Annotated in this window: 20 protein-coding genes and 1 tRNA gene; 11 read left to right on the top strand and 10 right to left on the bottom strand. The window is 43.8% G+C overall.

The window, feature by feature from the left end:
• Window positions 1–651 (bottom strand): phosphoadenylyl-sulfate reductase (locus tag A3735_RS02730; RefSeq protein ID WP_068637551.1); only part of this gene is annotated, 651 nt, incomplete at its 3' end.
• Between the two features lie 170 nt (window positions 652–821).
• Between A3735_RS02730 and thrH the strand changes: the two genes are divergently transcribed.
• The 3 genes from thrH to A3735_RS02715 all read left to right on the top strand — a co-directional run bounded on the left by thrH (window position 822) and on the right by A3735_RS02715 (window position 2739).
• Window positions 822–1436: a bifunctional phosphoserine phosphatase/homoserine phosphotransferase ThrH gene (gene thrH / locus A3735_RS02725; RefSeq protein ID WP_068510311.1), complete on the top strand. Its 615-nt coding sequence runs from the start codon at window positions 822–824 to the stop codon at window positions 1434–1436.
• 121 nt (window positions 1437–1557) lie between these two features.
• Entirely contained in the window at window positions 1558–2502 is a 945-nt protein-coding gene (gene rluB / locus A3735_RS02720; RefSeq protein ID WP_082880495.1) for a 23S rRNA pseudouridine(2605) synthase RluB, read from the top strand.
• Window positions 2503–2663: 161 nt separating this feature from the next.
• Window positions 2664–2739, top strand: a tRNA-Asn gene (locus tag A3735_RS02715).
• Between the two features lie 130 nt (window positions 2740–2869).
• On the opposite strand, the gene modC is transcribed toward A3735_RS02715, so the two are convergent.
• From modC to nirB, 5 genes are all read right to left on the bottom strand, one after another.
• Complete coding sequence (gene modC / locus A3735_RS02710) at window positions 2870–3964, bottom strand: molybdenum ABC transporter ATP-binding protein (protein WP_068510309.1); 1095 nt, start codon at window positions 3962–3964, stop codon at window positions 2870–2872.
• Window positions 3954–4652 carry a molybdate ABC transporter permease subunit gene (modB, locus tag A3735_RS02705; protein WP_068510307.1) on the bottom strand — a complete coding sequence of 233 codons (699 nt, stop codon included), beginning with the start codon at window positions 4650–4652 and terminating at the stop codon, window positions 3954–3956. Before modB ends, modC begins: the two co-directional genes overlap by 11 nt.
• Before the next feature lie 8 nt (window positions 4653–4660).
• Window positions 4661–5470, bottom strand: coding sequence for a molybdate ABC transporter substrate-binding protein (gene modA / locus A3735_RS02700; protein ID WP_068510305.1), 810 nt, complete (start codon window positions 5468–5470; stop codon window positions 4661–4663).
• A gap of 229 nt (window positions 5471–5699) precedes the next feature.
• Window positions 5700–6026, bottom strand: a complete 327-nt coding sequence (gene nirD, locus A3735_RS02695; RefSeq protein WP_068510303.1) for a nitrite reductase small subunit NirD — start codon at window positions 6024–6026, stop codon at window positions 5700–5702.
• A gap of 30 nt (window positions 6027–6056) precedes the next feature.
• On the bottom strand, window positions 6057–8591 hold the full coding sequence (gene nirB, locus A3735_RS02690; protein ID WP_068510301.1) for a nitrite reductase large subunit NirB: 2535 nt from the start codon (window positions 8589–8591) through the stop codon (window positions 6057–6059).
• Between the two features lie 426 nt (window positions 8592–9017).
• Between nirB and A3735_RS02685 the strand changes: the two genes are divergently transcribed.
• From A3735_RS02685 to A3735_RS02670, 4 genes are all read left to right on the top strand, one after another.
• Window positions 9018–10757 carry a bifunctional protein-serine/threonine kinase/phosphatase gene (locus A3735_RS02685; protein ID WP_068510299.1) on the top strand — a complete coding sequence of 580 codons (1740 nt, stop codon included), beginning with the start codon at window positions 9018–9020 and terminating at the stop codon, window positions 10755–10757.
• Between the two features lie 113 nt (window positions 10758–10870).
• Entirely contained in the window at window positions 10871–11854 is a 984-nt protein-coding gene (gene arsS / locus A3735_RS02680) for an arsenosugar biosynthesis radical SAM (seleno)protein ArsS (RefSeq protein ID WP_068510297.1), read from the top strand.
• Window positions 11838–12551, top strand: coding sequence for a TIGR04283 family arsenosugar biosynthesis glycosyltransferase (locus A3735_RS02675; protein WP_231872082.1), 714 nt, complete (start codon window positions 11838–11840; stop codon window positions 12549–12551). Before arsS ends, A3735_RS02675 begins: the two co-directional genes overlap by 17 nt.
• Before the next feature lie 117 nt (window positions 12552–12668).
• A complete protein-coding gene (locus A3735_RS02670) occupies window positions 12669–12869 on the top strand; it encodes a DUF2788 domain-containing protein (protein ID WP_068510295.1) in 201 nt (66 codons plus the stop codon).
• Between the two features lie 30 nt (window positions 12870–12899).
• Here A3735_RS02670 and A3735_RS02665 read toward each other — a convergent pair whose 3' ends face one another.
• Window positions 12900–13817, bottom strand: a complete 918-nt coding sequence (locus A3735_RS02665; RefSeq protein ID WP_068510294.1) for a LysR family transcriptional regulator — start codon at window positions 13815–13817, stop codon at window positions 12900–12902.
• A 154-nt stretch (window positions 13818–13971) separates the two neighbouring features.
• Here A3735_RS02665 and leuC point away from each other — a divergent pair, with 154 nt between their 5' ends.
• The 4 genes from leuC (at window position 13972) to A3735_RS02645 (ending at window position 18592) form a co-directional block, all read left to right on the top strand.
• Window positions 13972–15393, top strand: a complete 1422-nt coding sequence (gene leuC / locus A3735_RS02660) for a 3-isopropylmalate dehydratase large subunit (RefSeq protein WP_068510293.1) — start codon at window positions 13972–13974, stop codon at window positions 15391–15393.
• Between the two features lie 5 nt (window positions 15394–15398).
• The gene (gene leuD, locus A3735_RS02655; protein WP_068510291.1) at window positions 15399–16049 is read left to right on the top strand and encodes a 3-isopropylmalate dehydratase small subunit; all 651 of its coding nucleotides are present in this window, start codon (window positions 15399–15401) and stop codon (window positions 16047–16049) included.
• Between the two features lie 36 nt (window positions 16050–16085).
• Window positions 16086–17198 carry an aspartate-semialdehyde dehydrogenase gene (gene asd / locus A3735_RS02650; protein WP_068510289.1) on the top strand — a complete coding sequence of 371 codons (1113 nt, stop codon included), beginning with the start codon at window positions 16086–16088 and terminating at the stop codon, window positions 17196–17198.
• Between the two features lie 206 nt (window positions 17199–17404).
• Window positions 17405–18592 carry a PilT/PilU family type 4a pilus ATPase gene (locus A3735_RS02645; protein WP_068510286.1) on the top strand — a complete coding sequence of 396 codons (1188 nt, stop codon included), beginning with the start codon at window positions 17405–17407 and terminating at the stop codon, window positions 18590–18592.
• 623 nt (window positions 18593–19215) lie between these two features.
• Here the strand turns inward: A3735_RS02645 and A3735_RS02640 are convergent.
• The 3 genes from A3735_RS02640 to A3735_RS02630 form a co-directional block, all read right to left on the bottom strand.
• Entirely contained in the window at window positions 19216–21042 is a 1827-nt protein-coding gene (locus tag A3735_RS02640) for a diguanylate cyclase (protein WP_068510284.1), read from the bottom strand.
• A gap of 250 nt (window positions 21043–21292) precedes the next feature.
• Window positions 21293–21877 (bottom strand): hypothetical protein, encoded by a 585-nt coding sequence (locus A3735_RS02635; RefSeq protein WP_068510282.1) that lies wholly within the window; start codon window positions 21875–21877, stop codon window positions 21293–21295.
• Window positions 21878–21961: 84 nt separating this feature from the next.
• Window positions 21962–23622: extracellular solute-binding protein (locus A3735_RS02630; protein WP_068637549.1), on the bottom strand; the 1661-nt coding region annotated here is incomplete at its 5' end.

Below are 23622 nucleotides of genomic sequence, written 5' to 3'. Positions count from 1 at the left end.
AGTGCAGGGCTCACAACCAATACTGGTAAAGCCTTTTTCGTGCAGTTCGTTGTAAGGCACTTCAGAAAGCCTAATGTAGTCCCAAACTTCTTTAGAGCTCCAATTCGCAAGCGGGTTGAATTTGATTAACTTACGCTCGTCGCTTGAGTTGCCATGATCAATCTCAATAACAGCAACTTCAGAGCGAGTGCTTGGGCTTTGATCTTTACGTTGGCCGGAAACCCACGCATTCAAGGTACCAAGCTTTCTTTTCAAAGGCTCTACTTTACGAATGCCACAGCATTCTTTATGCCCGTCTTCAAAAAAACTGAATAGCCCTTTTTGCTTAACAAAAGCCTCTAGTCGCTCAGCATTGGGGGTCATTAATTCAATGTCGATGTTATAGTGTTGGCGAACCTTTTCAATAAAGCGGTAAGTTTCTGGATGTAATCGGCCTGTATCTAGCGAGAAAACCTGAAGGTCGTCAGTTAGTCGATGAGAAAGCTCAATCAAGGCAACATCTTCTGCGCCGCTGAAAGAAATTGCAATGTTATCGAAGGTGTTCACCGCAAATTTTAGAATTTCGCGAGGTGATTTACTTGAAAGCTCATCATTTAGCTGCTGAACGGCTTCATCGGTAATTGTGGCGGGGTCGTTAAAGTCAATCGACATTATTTGGTCTCTGTATATGCTTTGTTTTAATACTAATGTGGTATTAGCAATATGAGCTCGATTCTAACGAAGATTTTACATTATGCAAGGCGCTAGCTTTTAGTTAGAATAGCGCTTCGAATTTTCACTATCGAAAGATATTAACCTTTATTATAAAGACGGAGTGCGTCGTGGAATTAGTTTGTCTTGATTTAGAAGGGGTATTGATCCCTGAAATATGGATAGCATTTGCTGAAAAGACCGGAATAGAAGAGCTTAAGGCGACCACTCGTGATATACCAGATTATGACGTATTGATGACTCAGCGCCTTCGTATCCTTGAAGAAAACGGTTATGGTCTTAATGAGATTCAAGCTGTTATCGCTGAACTCGATCCGCTTCCAGGTGCTAAAGAGTTTATTGACTGGTTGTCTACTCGCTTTCAGGTAATTATTCTTTCTGATACGTTTTATGAGTTTGCAATGCCGCTAATGGCAAAGCTAGGCTTTCCAACACTATTCTGTCATAAGCTTGAAGTGGCTGAAGATGGAAAGATTACTGACTATGTTCTTCGCCAGAAAGACCCTAAGCGTCAGTCTGTTAGAGCCTTCCAATTATTGAACTATCGTGTAATTGCAGCAGGCGACTCTTATAATGACACAACTATGCTGAAGCAGGCTGAAGCAGGCATCCTGTTTAAGTCACCTCAGAATGTGATCGATGAGTTTCCTCAATTTCCAGCAGTTCATGAATATGCTGATCTTCAGGCAGAGATTTTAAAAGTTAGCCTGACGCAAAATTCCTAAGCAATAAGTTCCGGGCTTAGTGACTACGCAATAGTTCCTCAGCCCTGGTTTTTTATTGGCGAATACCCTCTGCTGACCTACAATGGTTGCAGCATATAAATTTCACCTAATGAGCATTTTAATGACCAAGAAGCCAGATACTGATCTACAACATACTCCTGTCAGCGAAAGCGATCTTGACGAAAGCTTACAAGCTGAAAGTAGTGCCACGGCTCCTGTTGGTGAGCGCCTACAGAAGGTTCTTGCGCAAGCCGGCCTTGCTTCTCGCCGTGAGCTAGAACGCTGGATTAGTCAGGGCCGAGTGAAGGTAAATGGTGAAGTTGCTTCATTGGGCTTGCGGGTTGTACCAAGTGATAAAGTTTATGTAGATGATCGTTTTGTAAAAATGCCTAGAAGGTCTGAACAAGAATATAAGGTTATTGTTTATTCCAAGCCTGAAGGGGTTGTCTGTACACATTCTGACCCTGAAGGGCGACCAACCGTCTTTGATAACCTGCCGAAGCTTGAGGGGCAGCGCTGGATATCGGTAGGTCGTCTGGATATTAATACTAGCGGTTTGTTGATTTTGACAACCGATGGCGAATTAGCTAATCGCTTAATGCATCCATCTTACGGTGTTGATCGCGAGTACGCAGTTCGGATCCATGGTGAAGTCGATGGCGCGATGCTCGAAAGACTTAAGCAAGGTGTGTTACTCGATGACGGACTTGCCAAGTTTACCGACGTTCAAGAATACGGTGGCGAGGGCCGCAATAAGTGGTTTCACGTTGTTGTCATGGAAGGTCGTAATCGAGAGGTTCGTCGCTTATGGGAGTCTCAGGAAGTTCAGGTAAGCAGGCTTAAGCGTGTACGCTACGGCTGTATATTTATGCCAAGTCGTTTAAAGGTTGGCGCCTGGGAAGAGCTTAAGGTTAAGGATATTAACGAATTGCGAGATTTGGTTAACTTGCCTCCTATCAAGCATAGGCAGAAAACTAGTCAGGAAATCGCTAAAGAAAGCAGGGCACACACTAAAGCGGTTAAGAAAGGCGTTAAGCAAGCTCGACGTCCTAGTAAGCGGAGATAGTGATTTTAAAAATCTCCCTAATGTAAGAAAGTTGCTGTAAGCCCCAGATTTTGTTGATTATTTATACAAAAATCACGCTTTTAAGAAATACTGCATTTTCTTTACAATAAAGTGTTGACGACCATCAGTTAAGGCGATAATATTCGCGCCGTTGATGAAGTTCCCCGATAACTCAGTTGGTAGAGTAGCGGACTGTTAATCCGTTTGTCGCTGGTTCGAGCCCAGCTCGGGGAGCCAACTTCATAACCCTCAAGCACAAATACTTCCCTAAAATTTCCCCAAATTTAGATTCTACTAAACACTAAGATACGCGCCGGTGTTTTCGAATTGATGCTTTTTGTTGGTCTGTAAAATGAAGCTTCTGAGACTATTCAACTATTGCAACGGACTTGATTTGGGCCCATACCTTTAGTCCGGCAATTAAATTTAGTTGGTGAACGGATTTTCGAGTTACTCGGGCAATTAACTTGCTGCAACCAATATTTAAACTTACTAAAGCCATAGAAGAATCTTTTTCATCTATTTCGTCGATTACTGCCGGTAATAGATTAAGAATGCTACTGTTTTTCGATTGACTTAAAGTGATGCTGACATCCTTTGCTAATATACGCACTCTAAGTTCTGCGCCATGCCCTAGCCCCTTATTGTGAATCCATATGCGTTCGCCTTCAAAGTCTACGGCTGCGAGGTTCCATTGTTCATCTAGCTCGTTAACTCGCCCTTGGATGATAATACCTGTTTCATTTCCTAAATAGTCGGCTGTCTCTAGATTAGAAAGCACATCTGAAACCTTACCTTGAGTGCTAAGCTTTCCGTTTTCAAGTATTACTAAGTGGTCAGCAAGTTTAGCGACTTCGTTTACCGAGTGAGTGACGTATAAAATTGGTATACGAAATTCTGATCGAATCTTTTGAACGTAGGGAAGGATTTCGAGTTTTCTGGCTTTATCTAAAGAAGCTAATGGCTCATCCATTAATAAGAGTTCAGGCTGAACAAGTAAAGCTCTGGCAATCGCAACTCGCTGGCGTTCTCCTCCTGATAATTCATCGGGCTTCTTGTTTAGAAGAGCTTCGATTCCGAGAATTGAAAGAACATGCTCGATACTGATACGCTTTGCGCTGCTTTTGCTGGCGCGCTTAATAGCATATTCTAGATTGCCTATTGCGCTTAAATGAGGGAATAACTTGGCGTCCTGGAATACATAACCAATTGGACGCTTGTGGGTTGGCAAAAAAGAGGTCGAGCTTTGCCATTCAGCTCCGTTTATGACTAGAGATCCGCTTGCGTGCTCTAAGCCTGCGATGCAGCGTAATAGGCTTGTTTTCCCTGAGCCGGAATGCCCAAAGATTACATTAATTCCGTCCCCTGGAAGCGTGGTGTTGATTTGTAGCTCGAAGGGCTTGCCATTGCGCGGGCTGCGTGTGGAGTGGAGGTTGATCGCGATTGTAGGCTTATACTCCATTTTTCAGTCCACCAAAAAGATTTTGCCTTCTGTTAAAACTGTATAAGCAAAGCAGCACGATAAAGGAAAATATAACCATAATGCCGGCTAAGCCGTGGGCCTGGGAGTATTCCAGCGCTTCTACATGGTCATAAATCTGAACAGAAATAACGCGCGTCTCATCCTGAATGTTTCCGCCAATCATCAAAACAAGCCCAAACTCGCCAACAGTATGCGCGAAACCAAGAACTGCGGCCGTTAAAAAACCTGGCTTACACAAGGGAAGGGTTACCGTAAAAAAACGATCAATTGGAGAGGCTCTAAGGGTGGCGGCAGCTTCGATGGCATCATCACCTAGCATTTCCATAGCATTCTGTATTGGTTGCACAACAAAGGGCAGCGAATAGATAATTGAGCCAAGTACAAGCCCCCAAAATGTAAAGGGGAGCGTGCCAATGCCCAGACTCTGGGTCATTTCACCAATATACCCGCTTGGTCCCATTGCGATCAAAAGGTAAAAGCCTAGTACCGTGGGGGGTAAAATTAAGGGTAGAGAGACCAGGGCAGATACAGGTACTTTTAGCCAAGATTTTGTGCGGGCAAGCCACCACGCAAGTGGCGTGCACATGACTAATAAGCTGATCGTAACAACTGTAGCAAGTTTTAATGTGACTAATATGGCTGAATAATCTGCTTCAGAAAAAAACATATCGCTGCTTAATTGTGCTGATTGTCTAGAGTGGTGTCGGGCACGTTATACGAAAAGCCTTGTATTATCTCCCTAGCTTTGCCTTGTTTAAGATAGTTATAGAAAGCAATGGCAGCAGGGGACTTGTTTGCTCGACTTAGTAGAATAGCATCCTGCTTTATCGGATCATATAGCTCAGAGGGAATAGAAATACATGCTTCTGGCTGAATATTGTCTGAAGAGTTTGCTTGAGCTTTTGCAATAAAGGCTAGGTTAACGTTACCACTGACCAGAAACTGGAAAGTTTGCGCAATATTCTCGCCGCGAATCCATTTGTTACGATCAGTTTGGTCTATTTCAAGTTGTTCTAATACTTGTTGGGCAGCGCGTCCATAAGGGGCAAGCTTAGCATTAGCTAATGCTATTTTCTTAATCTGCGGCGCTTTTAGTATATTTGACAAACTGGCGTCAGAAATAGGGGTGTTAGCGCATAGTGCCAGCCGTCCGATCGCATAAGTGAACTGTGACTCTGGTAGGGTAAGGTGCTTAGCGCTGAGGAAGTGTGGTGACTTTTGATCGGCCGACAAGAATAGCTCGAAAGGAGCGCCGTGAGTAATTTGTGCGACCAACTTACCCGACGATCCATAGGAGGCATGGATCTTGTGCTTGCTTTCACTCTCAAAGTTTTTAATTAAAACTTTGGCGGTGGAGATAAAGTTAGAGGCAACCGCGATATTGGCGCTTTCGCTCCACACCTTTGTAGAGCAGGAGAAAATAACCAGGCTTGCCAGAAAAGCTTTGAGCCAGATTATTGGGTAATTGAATATAGGTGTGCGCATCTAAGGTCTGAAACAGCTGCTATTTGTAAGTGTTGGCTTTGGTTAAAAGCGCATATTGAACGATTGCACTGATTTCAGCAAGTTTATGATGGGGGTTAAAAAAGAAGCCCCTTTCGGGGCTAAACCTTGCGACATACAAGGGAAAGAATGTATGGGGTGGGAAGACTGTTTTACGACCTCGTGAGTCCAGCCAACACACCCCGCTTGATAGAACTTTTTTGCTTGCTGCCTAGGCTAGCAAGACCGAATCGCCTTCGAGTTTAACTGGGTAAACAGTTACAGATTTGTCTTCTTCCTCAAGGCATTCGCCTGTCTTAAGGTCAAAGTGCTGTTTGTATAGGGGAGAAGCAACCACGTACTTGCCGGTTAAATCTCCAACAATCCCGCGAGAAAGAACATTTGCCTTACCGCATGGGTCCCAGTTAGATATTGCGAAAATCTTTTCTTCGCTGCTCGGTATGTAGAAGATCGCAACTTGCTCATCGTTTACTAGCGCGCATACGCCTGAATTTTCTACAAGATCGTACTTCGTACAGATAACTTCATTAAGTGCCATTTTGATTTTCTCCTATCTGTGAGTACTGGATTAAGCTGACTTAGCGATTAATTTTGATTTTTCGTCTTCGCTAGCAGGTCTTACTTGACCACGCTCTTCAACGAAAACAACGTTACTATCTTCTTTATCAGAGTTAACAAATTGACGGAAGCGACGTAGTTTTGTTTCGTCTTCGACCGTAGTTTTCCATTCACACTGATAAGTATCGACAACGCTTTGCATCTGAGCTTCAAGTTCAGCTGCAATACCAAGGCTGTCTTCAATAATAACCTCACGAAGGTATTCGATACCGCCTTCAAGGTTGTCCATCCATACAGATGTTCTTTGTAAGCGGTCTGCTGTTTTGATGTAGAACATCAAGAAGCGATCAATATATTTAACTAGCGTTTCGGTACTGATATCGGTCGCAAACAGATCAGCATGTCGTGGCTTCATGCCGCCGTTTCCACAAAGGTAGAGGTTCCAGCCGTTTTCAGTTGCAATGATGCCAACATCTTTACTTTGCGCTTCTGCACACTCACGAGTACAGCCGGATACTGCCATTTTTAGCTTGTGCGGAGTACGCAAACCTTTGTATCGGTTTTCGATATCGATTGCTTGACCCACGCTATCCTGAACTCCGTAACGACACCAAGTTGATCCGACGCACGACTTAACGGTACGTAAGGACTTACCGTAGGCGTGACCCGTTTCAAGGCCTGCTGCAATTAGTTCACCCCAAATAGTGGGTAGGTCATTAAGTTTAGCGCCAAATAAGTCTATACGCTGCCCGCCCGTAATCTTTGTATAAAGTTTGTACTTTTGGCCTACTTGACCGATAGCGATCAGTTGCTCAGGCGTAATCTCACCACCTGGTACACGTGGGACAACTGAATAGGTGCCATCTTTTTGCATGTTTGCAAGAAAGGTATCGTTGGTATCCTGCAGGCCTGTATGTTGCTCTTCTAGAATGTAATCATTCCAGCTAGCTGCAAGCATATTTGCTACCGCAGGCTTACAAATATCACAACCAAGGCCGGTACCGTGTTTTTCTACCAGTTCGCCAAATGACATGATACTACCGACACGAATTAAGTGATATAGCTCTTCACGCGTATGAGGGAAGTGTTCACAAATGCTTTTATCAACCGTAACGCCGCGCGCTTCAAGCTCAGTATCAACAACATCCTTAAGAAGTGCTGCGCAACCGCCACAACCGCTAGCTGCTTTGGTTTCACCTTTTACATCACCTACGCTGCAACAACCGGAATCAAGAGCGTTAATAATGTCGCCTTTACTAACGTTTAGGCATGAACAGATTGTTGCTTCCATTGGTAGTGCTGAAGCACCTAGCGCAGGACCACCCCCTTCAACATTCGGTAGAATCATTCCTTCAGGGTTTTCGGGAAGCTCGATACCGTTCAGGTAGTATTGAAGAAGTGTGTCGTAATCTGAACAGTCGCCAACTAGTACTGCACCTAACAGTGTATTGCCGTCTTCAGATACGATGATTCGCTTATAGATCTCTGAGTTTTCGTTACTGTAGACGTAAGCGATTGAGCCGGGCGTTTTACCATGGGCATCGCCAATTGAGCCGACGTCAACACCCAGAAGCTTCAGCTTCGTGCTCATGTCTGAGCCAGTAAACGAAGGTTTTTCGTCGTCGTCGGAGAATTGCTGAACAGCAACTTCTGCCATTCTATAACCGGGCGCAACCAGTCCGTAGATCATGTTGCCATATAGAGCACATTCACCTATAGCAAAAATGTCCGAGTCAGAGGTTCGGCAGTGGTAATCGACAACGATACCGCCACGCTCACCAACTTCTAACCCGGTTTTACGTGCTAACTGATCATAGGGGCGAATGCCTGCAGAAAATACGATCATGTCAGTATCAAGATGCGTGTCATCTGCGAAGTTCATTCGCAGTTTTGTGTTATCACCTTTGTTATCGATAAGCGTAGTCGCTTTTTGGGTATGTACTTGAACACCAAGCGCTTCGATCTTACGGCGAAGCATCTTGCTGCCGCCATCATCTAGCTGAACACCCATTAAGCCGGGAGCAAACTCAACAACGTGAGTTTCAAGCCCTAGATTTTGAAGTGCGTTTGCACACTCAAGACCAAGCAGACCACCACCTACAACTACACCAATTTTTGAGGTCTGGGCATGTGATTTAATTTCACCCAAGTCATCAATTGTTCTGTAGGTTAGGCATTCTTTGCTTTCAGAACCTTTGATAGGTGGTACAAAAGGATAAGAACCAGTTGCCAATACTAGCTTGTCATAATCGAAGCGTCGCCCGCTTTCAGTGATAACAATTTTGTTTTTACGGTCTATATCTGTAACGGCATCACCAAAAATCGCATCAACACCATTATCTTTGTAGAATTCGCGGGTTGTTAGTGCTAGATCTTTTGGCTCTTTGCCAGAGAACACTTCAGAGAGATGTACCCGATCGTAGGCTGGTCGCGTTTCGGCGCCTAGTACTGTAATGTGTGCTCCAATTTCGGATGCAATCATTTGGTCAACGAAGTGATGACCCACCATGCCGTTACCGACTACAACAACTCTACTATTCTTCATTCTATGGCCTCGTATGTCTGAGAATCTGCGCATACGCTGTGCTTATTTACTAGTGAAAAGCTTTAGCGTTACTCAATGCTTGTTTACGCAATTATCTGTAATTAAGCATGAGCTATGCCAAGTATCGAAATAATTTCATAGGGTATTGAAATAAAAAGGAAAAAAATTCTTAAGTTCGTGTTTTATAGCCAGGTTTTGAGCGTTTGAGAAAAAACGCGTGCTTTAAAGTGGTGCAGCTAAAAAATGCTGTTTTCCGCCTTGGTTGATAATGGTGCATGACTATGCGCTGAGTTCAATCCTAAGGCAGTATATTGCGTTCGTTTTTACATATGCCGTTGAAAATTAAGATTTTAATCTAAAGGGGGTGTTATTTTGCTACTTATTGACGCAATAATACCCATAATAAATAAGTGAGTGAAATATCAGATGCATCTAGAAAGCGGGCTTCGTACAAGTGCAGGGCAAATATCAGTAAAGGGCTTAAAGCACCAAAATGAAGATTCTGTCGGAATATACGTCCCGAAAGAGCCTCTATTAACTGTAAAGGGAATGGTTGCTATTGTTGCAGATGGAGTCAGTAGTGCAGAGGCGGGCAAGGAGGCAAGCGAAACCTGCGTTAAGAACTTTATCTCCGACTTCTTCAGTACACCTGACTCCTGGACAGTTAAAAACTCAGCTCAAAAAGTATTAACGGCTTTGAATCGTTGGTTATATGGGCAGGGGGTTGGTTATCTTCAGGCTGAGCATGGCTATATCAGTACAATGTCGACCTTGGTTATCAAGTCGCGTGTCGCGCATATATTTCATATCGGCGATAGCCGAGTGTACCGCCTTCGGGGAAATAACTTTGAGCAGCTCACGCATGACCATTCCGCCAGAGTAAGTAAGGATTCCACTTATCTTACTCGTGCAATGGGAATGGATTTAATGCTTGATGTCGACTATTACTCGGAGGATGTCGAATCTGGTGATATCTTTTTTCTGAGTACCGACGGTATTCATGATTTTATCAACGATAAACGTATAAAAGAAGTCATTGCTAAGGCGGTTGATTGCAAGTCGGATGAATTTACCGGGCTTTGTGAGAGTTTGGTTGATATTGCACTCGAAAACGGCTCCGATGATAACTTGAGTTGCCAGATTGTCAGAGTCGATGCTTTGCCTTGTCCAAATGCCGAAGATGCCTACGTAAAGCTTTCAGACTTACCCTTCCCACCAGAGCTTTCCCCTGGAATGTCTATTGACGGCTACCATGTGATAAAAGAGCTACATGCCAGTAATCGATCACAAGTATATTTGGTAAAAGATCATAACACTGACAAGTTACATGCTATGAAAACGCCTTCAGTGAATTATGATGATGATTTGGCGTACAAAGAGCGATTTGTATTGGAACCCTGGGTAGCTGGCCGTATTAACAGTAAGTACGTAGTAAATATTCATGAAAGTGAAAGAGGGCAAAAGTTCCTTTATTACGTTTGTGATTATGTTGAGGGCCAAACGCTAGCTGAGTGGATGAAAGCAAATCCAAAGCCCGGTATCGAAAGAGTTATGTCGATAATTCATCAGGTAGTGAAGGGTGTTCGTGCTATGCATCGTAAAGAGACTTTGCATCAGGATATTAAACCAGAAAATATAATGGTCGATGACGAGGGTAAGGTAACGATTATAGATTTTGGTTCCTGCTTTATTGCGGGTGTTGCTGAAATAGAATCACCCTTTGAACGTGAGCAAGTACTGGGAACTGACACCTATGGTGCGCCAGAGTATAAGCTGGGACGAAAAGCTTCTTTAAAGTCCGACATGTTTTCAATTGCTGTTGTTCTCTACGAAATGCTGACGGGACAACAGCCTTATGGCGAAAAATTTGAGACCAGTCAGTCTACCAATGAATTTTATCGACTAAAATATCAGCCAGCTCGAGAGTTTAACCCAATGGTTCCCGAATGGATGGATGGTGCGATCGAAAAAGCTTTACAGATTTCTACAGAACTTCGATATGATGCCTTGTCAGAATTTATTTATGATCTCGAACATCCTAATTCGGAGTTTATGGATAAGGCCCATATACCACTTGCAAAAAGAAATCCGCTGCGGTTTTGGCAAAGCATCACTGCAATCATGTTTGTTGTAGAATTGGCCACACTCTGGCTTTGGCTGGGGTAATGCTTTTTAGGCATCCTTTGCCCGCATTTTTATAGAATTAATACGATTGATATGGAACCTATGGCGCGGATTGTAGTCCTAAGAGATCATATCAATACAAAAACAGGATCTTTATGTTAGATAGCCGCCCTTTATTGGTCGAAACGCAGTTCCCTTCGCTTAAGCGAAATAGGCTAGAAACTTTACAGGTAAATCTGGGATACCTATGTAACCTTAGTTGTACGCACTGTCATGTTAATGCAGGGCCGACCCGTAAAGAGCTAATGAACAAATCAAATATCGACTTGGTATTGGCTTTGTTGAAAGAAAAAGACATTTCACAGCTGGACTTAACGGGCGGCGCACCGGAAATGAACCCTTATTTTCGTTACTTGGTCGAAGAAGCAAGGTCACTGGGAGTGCATGTTATTGATCGCTGCAATTTGACGATTCTGCAAGAACCTGGCTATGAAGACCTTGCTGAGTTTCTGGCTGCTAACGAGGTGGAAGTTGTCGCGTCTCTACCTTGTTACACGAAAGATAATGTCGACCAACAAAGAGGGAAAGGTGTTTTCGAAGATAGCATCAAGAGCTTAAAGCTCCTAAACAAACTAGGTTATGGAGTCGAAGGGAGCGGCTTGACCTTGAGTTTAGTTTATAATCCTGGTGGTCCGTTCCTACCTCCTCCTCAGCAACAGCTAGAGCAGGATTATAAAAAAGAGCTCTATGAAAATTTCGATATTCTCTTTGACCAACTTTTCACAATAACGAATATGCCTATTTCTCGCTTTGGGAGCGTGCTTTTGTCCAAGGGCGAATTTCATAACTATATGGATCTATTGAAAGAGTCGTATGCAAAGGAAAACCTTACCTCGGTAATGTGTCGCAGCTTGATAAGTATTGACTGGCAGGGCCATGTGTTTGATTGTGATTTCAATCAGATGCTTGATATGCCAATGCTTAGACTGGAGGGAGGATTGATAGCATCTGATAAAAATAGAATGCATCTAAGCGATATTTTAGGGCAGGCTATAGAAGGTTCTACGATAGTTGTGGCAGACCACTGCTATGGTTGCACTGCAGGACAGGGGAGTAGCTGCGGTGGCGCACTCGATTGACCTGAGTATTATTGTTCCCGTATTTAATGAAGCTGAAAATATTGAGCGTTTATTACGCAAGCTCAACACTCTCACTAGTAAGCGCTGCGAAGTGCTGCTGGTCGATGGCGGTAGTACTGATGGTAGTGGCGAGATAATTTCTTCACTTATAAGTGAGCTAGATATGGATGCTCATTTAATTCGCTCAAAGTGTGGGCGTTCCGCACAACAGAATGCTGGTGCAGAGTTAGCTCAAGGGCGTCTTCTTCTGTTTTTGCATGCAGATACGGTATTACCAAGTAAAGCTATTAACATGCTACATGGCGCAATCTCATCCGAACCCGTTTGGGGGCGCTTTGATATTCAGCTCGATAACTCTGCCGCGATATTTAAGGTAATCTCTTGGTTCATCAATATTCGCTCACGGCTTACAGGTATAGCTACTGGAGATCAGGCGATATTTGTTAGCGCCTGCCTTTTTCGGAAAGTAGGCGGCTTTCCAGATCAGCCTTTAATGGAAGATATAGAGTTAAGCAAACGCTTAAAGCGTTCTGCTCCGCCCTTATGCCTAAAAGATCAGGCCATTACTTCAGCACGCAAGTGGGAAAAAGAAGGGGCAGTAAAAACCGTATTATTGATGTGGAGGCTACGTGCGGCATACTTTCTTGGTGCAAAACCTGAGCAGCTTCACCGCCAGTATTATAAAACCAGAGCCTAATCTAGTCTGAATACTCTAACTTATTAAATTAACATTAGTTTTCTTGAACGAAACAGCTAAGAGCAAGTAGAATCGCGCGCTTTGTTTCGCACAGTATTAATGTTAAGAGGTAAAGTCATGAGTGTTGAGCAGTTTGAGTCTATTTCGTTATATGTTCTGGTCACTGCGCTAATTCTTTATATGGGATATATTGTTTGGGACTTGGCTAAACGCTCAAATGCCGGTAAATTCGGTACATTTATCCTGTTCTTTGCGCTTGGTTTGGGGGTATTTGGTTTTGTTGCGAAAACAGTTATTGTTGAGATGATGAATCTCTAACGGTGCGATTGCCTCGGTACGTTAACCAATTTAAGTTTTTTGTACTGATACCTGCCGTCCCCAAATGGATTCAGCCACTTCAATAAAGGCTTTTGCAGCGTTGCTCATACTCTTTTTTCTGAAACTCACGGCGCCAAGATTTCTGGTCAATTCTGATTCGGTGCCGTAGCTATTCGAAAGATCGATCGGTAATACTTTCAGCTCTTCATCAATCATCGTGTTTGGCAGCACGCTCCAACCCATGCCTACTCCGGCCATCATCTTCATGGTTTCTAGATAGTTCGTTGGAATGCTCGCGTTTAGCATTAATTTCGATTGATGAAACATAGCTTCGACGACGCGGTAAGTGAGCGTGGATCGTGAGGGCAGAATTGCGTTGTGCTTTGCAAGGTCAGGGGGTGTTACGCTTGTTAAGCTGGCAAGCTCATGATGTTGGCTACAAATAAAGCTCATAGGGTCGTCCCAAGAAAGGTGACATATATAGTCATCACTTAATTGGTCCGGGATGGTAATAAAAGCAATATCAGCCTGATTATCACCCAATATCGGATAGGCGCTTTCAGAATCAAGGAAATTAAGCTTAAGGTCAACTTCAGGATAGCGCTTACTGAATTCCTTTAAGATTAAGGGAAGTCGGTGTAGGCCTATATGATGACTGGCAACAATTCTTAGTTCACCCTCTACATTGTGAGACAAATTCTTGATTGCATGCTTTGCGTTATCAATTTCATGCAGGATGGACAGAGCGTGTGGATACAGCGCTTCGCCAGCCTCGGTTAACAGGAGGTCGCGCTGCAAACGCTCAATGAGTTTGCACGAAAGTTGACGTTCTAGTCCCTGAATTCTCTTTGTGATGGCGGGCTGAGTAATTGATAGACGTTCGGCTGCTTTTGAAAATGAGCGCTCTTTGTAAACTGTCACAAATGCTAATAAAGAATCTATATCCATTTTGTACCTTTCCTTAACAGGTATTCCAAATTGGAATCAATAATATAACAAATATGAATTTGTTTTATTTGATCTGGGATAATATTATTAGTGCACGCTTGATATCAAGTATCAGGCATCAAATTTTAGGCCTTAAGCAACACTGGAGTACGTTATGGCTGGTAGAACGCTATATGACAAATTGTGGGATTCCCACTTGGTTAAGCAGCGTGAAGATGGTTCTTCACTAATCTATATCGATAGACAACTTCTGCACGAAGTAACGTCACCGCAGGCTTTTGAAGGCTTACGTCTGGCTGGTCGTCCTTTATGGCGAACTGATGCTAATATCGCGACACCTGATCATAACGTCCCGACAACTGACAGAACTGGCGGAATTGAATCTATTACCGATGAAGTTTCACGTATCCAGGTACAAACCTTGGATGACAACTGCGAAGCTTTCGACGTGCTTGAATTCAAAATGTTAGACAAGCGCCAGGGCATTGTGCACGTAATAGGCCCAGAGCAGGGCGCTACCTTGCCGGGCATGACGGTTGTTTGTGGTGATTCCCATACCTCTACCCATGGCGCATTCGGTGCCTTGGCTCACGGTATTGGCACCTCTGAAGTTGAGCATGTTATGGCCTCCCAGACCCTTGTTCAGAAGAAGATGAAGAACATGCTTGTACGTGTGAACGGTTCAGTTGGCGAAGGTATCACAGGTAAAGATATCGTTTTGGCTATTATTGGCAAAATTGGTACGGCTGGCGGAACAGGTTGTGCAATCGAATTTGCAGGTAAAGCAATTGAAGAGCTATCTATGGAAGGTCGTATGACCGTTTGCAACATGGCTATTGAGGCCGGTGCACGAGTAGGTGTGATCGCAGTAGATCAAACCACCATAGAATATGTCAAAGGCCGTTCATTCGCGCCAAAAGGCGAGATGTGGGACGCCGCAGTCGAAAACTGGAAAGACTTGCACAGTGATGACGATGCTGTCTTTGATCAGGTTGTCGAGCTAGAGGGCTCTGAAATCAAACCTCAAGTTACCTGGGGAACCTCTCCTGAAATGGTGCTTCCGGTAGATAACAATGTGCCTAACCCTGACAACGCTAGTGATGCAGTTGAGAAAGAGGGCATCGAGAAAGCGCTTAAGTACATGGGCTTGGAAGCAGATATGCCTATTACTGACATTAAGCTGGACAGAGTATTTATTGGTTCTTGTACTAACTCAAGAATTGAAGATATTAGAGCGGCAGCAGAAGTGGTCAAGGGGCGCAAGGTTGCAGACTCTTTAACGCAGGCGCTGATTGTTCCAGGCTCTGGCTTGGTCAAGGAGCAAGCTGAGCAAGAAGGGCTGGATAAGATTTTCTTAGAAGCCGGTTTTGAATGGCGTGAACCGGGTTGCTCAATGTGCTTGGCAATGAATGCAGACAAGTTGGGTGAAGGCGAGCATTGCGCTTCAACTTCAAACCGTAATTTCGAAGGTCGCCAAGGCTTTGGTGGTCGTACGCATTTGGTTAGCCCTGCCATGGCCGCTGCGGCTGCCATAGCCGGTCACTTTGTTGATGTACGTGAATTTATTAAGGGGTAAAAGCGATGAAAAAGTTTACACAAGTTAAAGGTATCGTTGCTCCGATTGATCGTGCCAATGTCGATACCGATATGATTATGCCAAAGCAGTTCCTTAAGTCGATCAAGCGCACGGGCTTTGGTATTAACTTATTTGATGAGTTGCGCTATTTGGATGAAGGCTATCCTGGGCAAGACTGTTCAAAGCGCCCATTGAATATGGACTTTTCGCTTAACCAGGCGCGCTATCAGGGGTCAAATATTCTTATTGCACGTCAAAACTTTGGTTGTGGTTCATCTCGTGAACATGCGCCTTGGGCGCTTGATGATTATGGCTTTCGTGCTGTTATCGCGCCGAGCTTTGCGGATATTTTCTTCAACAACTGCTTCAAGAACGGTATTTTACCGATCGTTCTGAGTGAAGAAGATGTTGACGTAATCTTCAACGAATTATTCGCAAACGAAGGTTATGAACTAAGTATTGATTTAGAGCAACAAACCGTGACTTCACCGAGTGGTAAAGTATACAGCTTCGAAGTCGATGACTTCCGTAAGCACTGTTTGTTAAACGGTTTGGATGATATTGGCGTAACGCTAGAAAACGTCGAAGCAATCAAGGCTTATGAAGAGAAAAGAAAAGCTGAAGCACCTTGGTTATTTGTAGATTTTGAGCGATAAAACAGACTTATTGGATTATTTAAAAGAGTTTTCAAGATGAAAAAATTAGGACTTGTTGGTTGGCGAGGCATGGTAGGCTCCGTGCTAATGCAGCGCATGAAAGAAGAAAACGACTTCTCATTGGTTGAGCCTATTTTCTTCACAACCTCACAGGCTGGCCAAGATGCGCCAGATGTTGGTCAAAGTGAGAAAAAGCTTAAGAGCGCAACCGACATTGCTGAATTATCAGCAATGGATGTCATCATTACTTGTCAGGGTGGTGATTATACCAAAGAGGTATTTCAGCCACTGAGAGACTCAGGCTGGGACGGCTACTGGATTGACGCAGCTTCTGCGCTTCGTATGGATGATCAAGCGATTATCGTGCTCGATCCTGTTAACCGTGACGTGATCGATAAAGGCCTGGCATCAGGCGTTAAGAACTACGTTGGCGGAAACTGTACGGTCAGCTTAATGCTGATTGCGCTAGGTGGTTTGTTTGCTGAAGACTTGATTGAGTGGGTTTCACCCATGACTTATCAAGCAGCTTCAGGTTCTGGTGCCAAGCATATGCGTGAACTAATCTCGCAGATGGGTGATATTCATAATACTGTAATTAATCCACTATCAGACCCTGCAAGCGCAATCCTTGATATCGACAAAGCGGTCGCTGAAAGGCTGCGTTCTGATGAGTTTCCAAAAGACCAATTCGGTGTGCCGCTTGCGGGTAGCCTGATTCCTTGGATCGATACCCAGCTACCTTCAGGGCAAAGCAGGGAGGAGTGGAAAGCTGGCGCCGAGACAAACAAAATACTAGGCATTGAAGACACACCGATCCCTATTGACGGCCTGTGCGTGCGTATTGGCGCAATGCGTTGTCATAGCCAGGCCTTAACGATCAAGCTGAAGAAAGATATTTCAGTGGAAGAGATTGAGCAAAAATTAGCGAAGGCGAACGACTGGGTTAAGGTTATTCCGAATGATCGTGAGCAAACGATTAATGAGCTTACACCTACTGAAGTAACTGGTACGCTAAGCATTCCTGTTGGTCGTATTCGTAAGCTTACAATGGGGCCGGAGTATATTTCAGCGTTTACTGTAGGTGATCAGCTACTATGGGGTGCTGCTGAACCTCTAAGAAGAATGTTACGCATCTTGTTAGAACAGTAGTTAGCTCTGATTGAGCCATATTTTCAGTTTTACATAAACAATATGGCTCAATTCTTCCTCCCTTCTTGTACTACCTCTCATACTTCACGTTTTTACCGCTCAAGTATCCATCAAATCATTTCAAGCTGGCGAAACCCACACATATAGTCTATTTCTTATTGTCTAGATTTCTTTACTCTCTTGATCTGACGAATAGGATATTCTCGATGAAATTTGAAAAATACTTAACTGTGCTAGCACGTAATGACGGTTCTGATTTGTATTTAAGTACCGGCGCGCCGCCTTGCGCAAAGTTTCACGGAAAGTTAAAACCGCTAGAGCAAGAGCCTTTACAGCCTGGGGTAATACAAGATATTGCATATAGCGTGATGGATAGCGAACAAACAAAGGAATTTGAGCAAGAGCTAGAAATGAACCTAGCCTATACAATTTCCGGTGTTGGTCGCTTCCGTATCAATATATTCAAACAGCGAAACGAGATTTCAATCGTTGCACGTAATATCGTCACAGAGATTCCAAAGGCTGATGACCTGGGTTTACCGCAAGTATTAAAAGAGGTCGTAATGGCTAAACGTGGCCTAGTGTTATTTGTTGGTGGTACAGGTTCGGGCAAATCTACCTCTCTCGCAGCACTCATAGATCACCGTAACTCGAACGCAGGTGGTCACATTATCACTATCGAGGACCCTGTAGAGTTCGTCCATAAACATAAGAAGAGTGTAATAAACCAACGTGAAGTCGGGGTTGATACCCGAAGCTATAGAGCCGCGCTTAAGAATACTCTGCGTCAGGCGCCGGATGTTATTCTAATTGGTGAGATCAGGGACAGAGAGACGATGGAGCACGCGCTAGCCTTTGCTGAAACTGGCCATCTCTGTATTTCTACGCTCCACGCTAACAACGCAAACCAGGCGCTCGACCGAATTATCAACTTCTTCCCTGAAGACCGACGTATTCAGCTACTCAATGATTTAGCACTGAATATGCGTGCATTTATTTCTCAACGTCTAATACCAACAGTAGATGGAAAGCGTGCGGCGGCCATTGAGATTCTCTTAGGAACGCCAACTATCAGCGAATTAATCTTGCGTGGAGAGATTGAAGGCATAAAGGAAATTATGGAAAAATCCCAAGGTTTAGGGATGCAAACATTCGATACCGCTTTATTCAATCTACACAAAGCAGGCAAAATATCTCTTGAAGAAGCTATTAAGAACGCTGACTCTGCTAATAACCTTCGCTTGAAGATCAAGCTAAATGACTCGAATGGTGGAGAAGGGGATTCAAGTGAACCGTCTAAAGACACCATGGTCACGTCCAGCGCTTTGGAATTAAGCCTTGAAGAAATTAAGAAGGACGAACCCGAGGATGATTTTCCTTCGCCTTCATTTTAATGGTCCGAACTCGGCCTATAGTTTTAAAATAGCGTTTAGGCCCAGCGTGACAGGGTTGCTTAGGCATGAATGTCCGCATTTAATACTCAGACAACTCTAATAGGGTGCGCCATGCGCACCGCTGAACCCTGTGGCTCAAACAAACATAAATTGAGGTAACCCCCTAACCAGTAAGCAGAGCCTTCCACGGCTCGCAAGCGGGCTAGCACGGAGCAGAGTCATACTGATGGTGGAACCTTCTGGCAGCGAAGGGCACAATCTTCGCCGGTGCGCGCGGCGCACCCTATCAAGATAGAGATTATTCAGCCAAACCTGCATGTGGTGGACTAACGAAAAGAACACAGAGTGCTACCTTTCTCGAAGCCTGCTATCTTCACCTTCCTGCCTCTGACATAAGCCCAAGTTTATACTAGCAGTCACGACATTGCGGACATGGATATGAGTGAATGTTACTCTGACCCCAATATTTATGACCCCAATATTTAGAATGATGTTTAGGCTATTTTTACCTGATTGAGCTCATCGCAAAGTAAAAGCCCAGGCACGTTTTTAGACGACATGGCGAAAGGGGCGGGTTATAGTTCCTACTCTCCTAAGTACATATCTGTAATAACTAATCTTTATTATTGCTGATGCTTCGTTTGATAGCTTTCCACACGGTTTCGGCCATTTCGTTTTGCAGAATAAAGCGCATTATCTGCATTTTCCAAGAGATGCTTAGCTGTATCTGTTTTTTCAGGTATCGTAGAATAAACACCGATACTTACGGTGACAGCTTGATCAAAACCCTCAGCTTCAATGACATGCTGATCGATACGTTTTCGAATTCGCTCAGCGACAACGATTCCTCCCTCTAGCCCCGTTTGAGGTAACACGATGCAAAACTCTTCTCCGCCATATCGAGCGGCTAGGTCGGTAGGAAAGCGCAATTGTGTTGAGAGCTCAGTAGCAACGGCCTGTATACAAATATCACCAACCAAATGGCCAAAGTTGTCGTTTACAGCTTTAAAATGATCGATATCAATGAGTAGTATTGAAACGGGGTGCTGGTATCGTCTTGCTCGGATGATCTCCTGATCAACATATTGATCAAGATAACGGCGATTCTTAATGCCGGTTAGTTGGTCAGTGTCGCTAAGCTCTTTTAGGCGTTGATTCGCTATTTCCAGCTCCTTGGTTCGTGCTGCGACATTTTCTTCTAATTCATCGTTCGCTTGTTTTTGAACTGCTAAAGCGTGCTCCTGAGCTTCAATCCTTCCAGAGCGTTCATGATTGATTCGCTGAGCAAGAGCAAAAGAAAGTAACATTGCTTCTAGCAAAGAACCGAGCTGAACTGATTGGTCAGTGATAATGTTTCTGGGAATGATTTGGAACTTACTGAGTGCTAATAAAATTCCACCGACTAACAGCCCTGTCCAGGATATGACATACAAACCAGCGGACTTTTGACCCACGTACCAAGCATATACGCCAACTGACAGTGCCCATAAGCAGCTAAAGGCAGCATAGGGTATAAGAAAAACAATTGAATAATTGTAGGGAAACCATAGGTAACAGAGCATAGCTGCCAAACAAATAGCCGACAAAACATTTGCCTGTAGGGACAGCTGGTTTTTTAGTTCGCTAAGTTTTAGGAAGTACTTAGCAAAAAGTACTGCGAAAAGTAGAACGCCATTCAGGAATATGACCGTGGACGTATCGTTCCAGGAAGTGCTTTCCGGCCACAAATATTGAAAAGACCAACCGTTCAAACTGGCCAAGAACATTAACATGCTACAAATATAGCTGACATAAATTAGATACACTTTGTCTCGAAGGGTCAGATATACCAAGAGGTTGTAGATGGCGATTACTAGTATGCCTCCCATATACACGCCATGAACGAGATTGGTTGCGCTATCTGCTTGTCGGTGAGCTTCAGGGCGCCATAACTTAATGGGGACTTGCAGTGAACTTGAGGATTTGGCTCTAACGTAAACCCTTATGTTTTGTGACGAAGGCAGGTCAAGGGGGAGTATAAATAAGCGGTGCTTAAGTGGGCGCTCCGAAAAACTAAGTTTGTCTCCCATAAAGTGTTTTTCGATTATTTGATTTTTTGCAACTAGATAGACATCTAGATAATCGAGAACAGGGTAATCAAATTCTAGGTAAAACTGGCTGTCGCTTCCAATATTTATTACGTCAAATTTAAGCCACCAGTCTGAATTACTATACCCCCGGTTAAATATTTGCTGGGTACTGGTTTGCCATCGGGGTTCGTTACTCAATATTGATTCGATAGTCTGCTCAGCGTTAGGTGCTTCTATGTACTGGATGCCTTGCCCAATAGGGGTATGTGAACTGGAAGTTGTTCCAACTTCAAAAGTAGCGTGAGATGCACTACATAAACCCAATAAAAAGAGAGTGGTGAGAAGTAACAGTACTGAATTTGATGGCAGGCACTTAGACATAAGATAAATATAGTCTGGGTGTCCATATTTAACAACCTGGATAGCTATTTTTTAATAGCGGATAATGCGTTTGTCGAACGAATTGATTATTTAATCTTCCTCTCACTGACTTATAAGTGACGATGGCAGGCTGTTAGATAAGTAGCGATTTTTACAGTTGATCGTTGCTTACTAGCACGATAAGGGAATAAATGAATACTGCATATAAATGATTGCCTCATTGCTTAAATAAGGCAATCAGTTCTATCAACTACATGTTATTTTGCTTCTTGAACTCTGTAATCAATTCAAGCGGCTTGTGCTTTTTGTTTGTCTTGTTTAGCACATAGACAACAGTCTCGCCTTTTGGTCCTGAACCGATTTCTGTGAAACGATAAGGTGCTTCGCCTACTTTTCGAACGCTATTCATATCTTCTAGTGTGCTGAAGACGTAGATTCGGCCTTCCATGCGCATTTCACCATAGAATGGCTGGGCTGGCGCTACAGTGCCTTCAATCAGATCAATACTTGGAATACCTGAACGCTTCTTCTTATCTTCGCCTGTCAAAGCAAACTTTAGGGTTTCGCCTTTAGGGCCTGCACCGATGCGTGCAACCATGTAAGCAGTATGCCCAGTCTTAAGGAAAGATTGGTATAAGGCTTTATCATAGAAAAAGTAAATACGGCCATCGTGGTGTACTTCATATAATGCCGGTACCTTTACTGACATCTTTGTTTGCGTTTGCATTGTTTCAGACGCTGAAGTAGCTTCTTTTGTATCCGTGCTTGCGCACGCAGCTACACCAAGAGCCATAACCGTTGATAAGCCAAGTATACGTAGTTTCTGTGCGATCATTGCTTGATTCCCGTTTTGTGTGTGATACGACCAATACAGGATATTAAGTTTTTATGACAGGAATGTTACAGGAAATGGGAAACCCTAATCATTGCTTGTTTTACGCCACCAGTTCTCAACACCAAGCTTATAGGGCGGCTGAGTGCTTGGACGAGCAAATCGATCCCAATAGGCAAGACGGTGGTAGTTTAGGTGCCAGTTTGGAATGCTATAGTGTCTCCATAAGAGTACTCGGTCTAGCGCATTCATTGCGACTATCAGTTCTGCGCGGGTCCTGGCTCGCAATACATGGCCAAGCAGGTCGTCAACGACAGGGTCATTGATACCCGCATAATTTTGGCTGCCCTCGATATTAACCGTATCGGAATGAAAGTAGTCTCGTTGCTCGTAACTGGGGGCCTGACCCTGAGACAAAGAAACAGTCGTCATATCGTAATCAAATTGATCTAACCGTACTTTGTATTGAGCTGTATCGATTAGCCGTGGCTCTGCAGTAATACCGATTTTTTGTAAGTTCTTCACAAAAGGTAGAATAACGCGCTGGATTCCAGCCTGACGAATGAGTATTTCGAAGCTAAATACTTTTCCGCTGTTTGCATGCCTTAATTCACCATCCTTTAAAATCCAGCCAGCTTGTTTTAAAAGATTGAGTGCTCTGCGTTGTACTGTACGAATATTTCCATTGCCTTTAGTTTTGGGTAGGGAAAAGGCAGACTCAAATAGGGAAACAGGCAAATTTTTCTTATGAGGCAATAGTAGTTCAAGCTCCTCTTCACTAGGGAGGCCAGTAGCTTTGAATGCTGAATTAGGGTAGTAGCTTTGGTTTCGCTTATAAGCGCCATTAAAAAGGGCTTTGTTCGTCCACTCAAAGTCAAACATTAAGCTCAGTGCTTCTCTGACTTTTGGATCGGAAAATATCTTACGGCGGTTGTTAAAGAAAAAAGCCTGAGTGGTGCTGGGAATATCATGTTTAATTTCCGCTTTAATGACCTTACCTTCATTCAAGGCAGGGAAGTCGTAGGCCTTAGCCCAGTTTTTTGCGGTATAGTCGAAAAACAGATCAAAGCTATCAGACTTAAAGCCCTCAAATGCCACTGACTGATCGCGGTAAAAATCTATCACTACGGTATCGAAATTATATCTACCTTTATAGATATTTAATTCACCCTTAGGCAACTTAGTAAACCAAGCGTCTTTTACACGCTCTAACTTGATTGACTGGCCAACCTTTACGTCACCGACTCTATAAGGCCCGCTTAACAGTGGAATGGTTTGGGAGCTGCGTTCGAAATCTTTATCCACCCAGAAGTGCGCGGGTAATATCGGCATTTCACCAAATCGTAAGATATTTGCAGCTTGGTCGGCCTGATCGAACTCAACGCGCACTGTATCGGCGTCAATCGCTTTGACTTTGGTAACGGCGCGAAGGCTTTGTTTGAAACGCGGGTGCCCGATTTCTGTAAGGGTAGTATATGAAAACACAACATCTTCAGCGTCGACCGGGTGCCCGTCATGGAAGTGTGCTTCTGGCTGGATATCAAACTCGACCCAAGCATAATTCTGGGGGTAACGGATTTTAGCGGCCAACAGGGCATAGGCACTTTGTGGTTCATCGCCTGATGGTGAGTAGCTTCCGGTTCCTGCTAATAAAGTTTCATTTAGCTCTGTAAACCCATACATAAACATTCCCGGAGAATTGAAGGGGCTGGTTCCTTTTAAAATGTAAGGGTTTAGAGAATCAAAAG

The organism is Oleiphilus sp. HI0061 (genome assembly GCF_001635675.1).
Note: the sequence above shows the minus strand (reverse complement) of the source record. Positions and strands in the feature narration are given on the sequence as shown.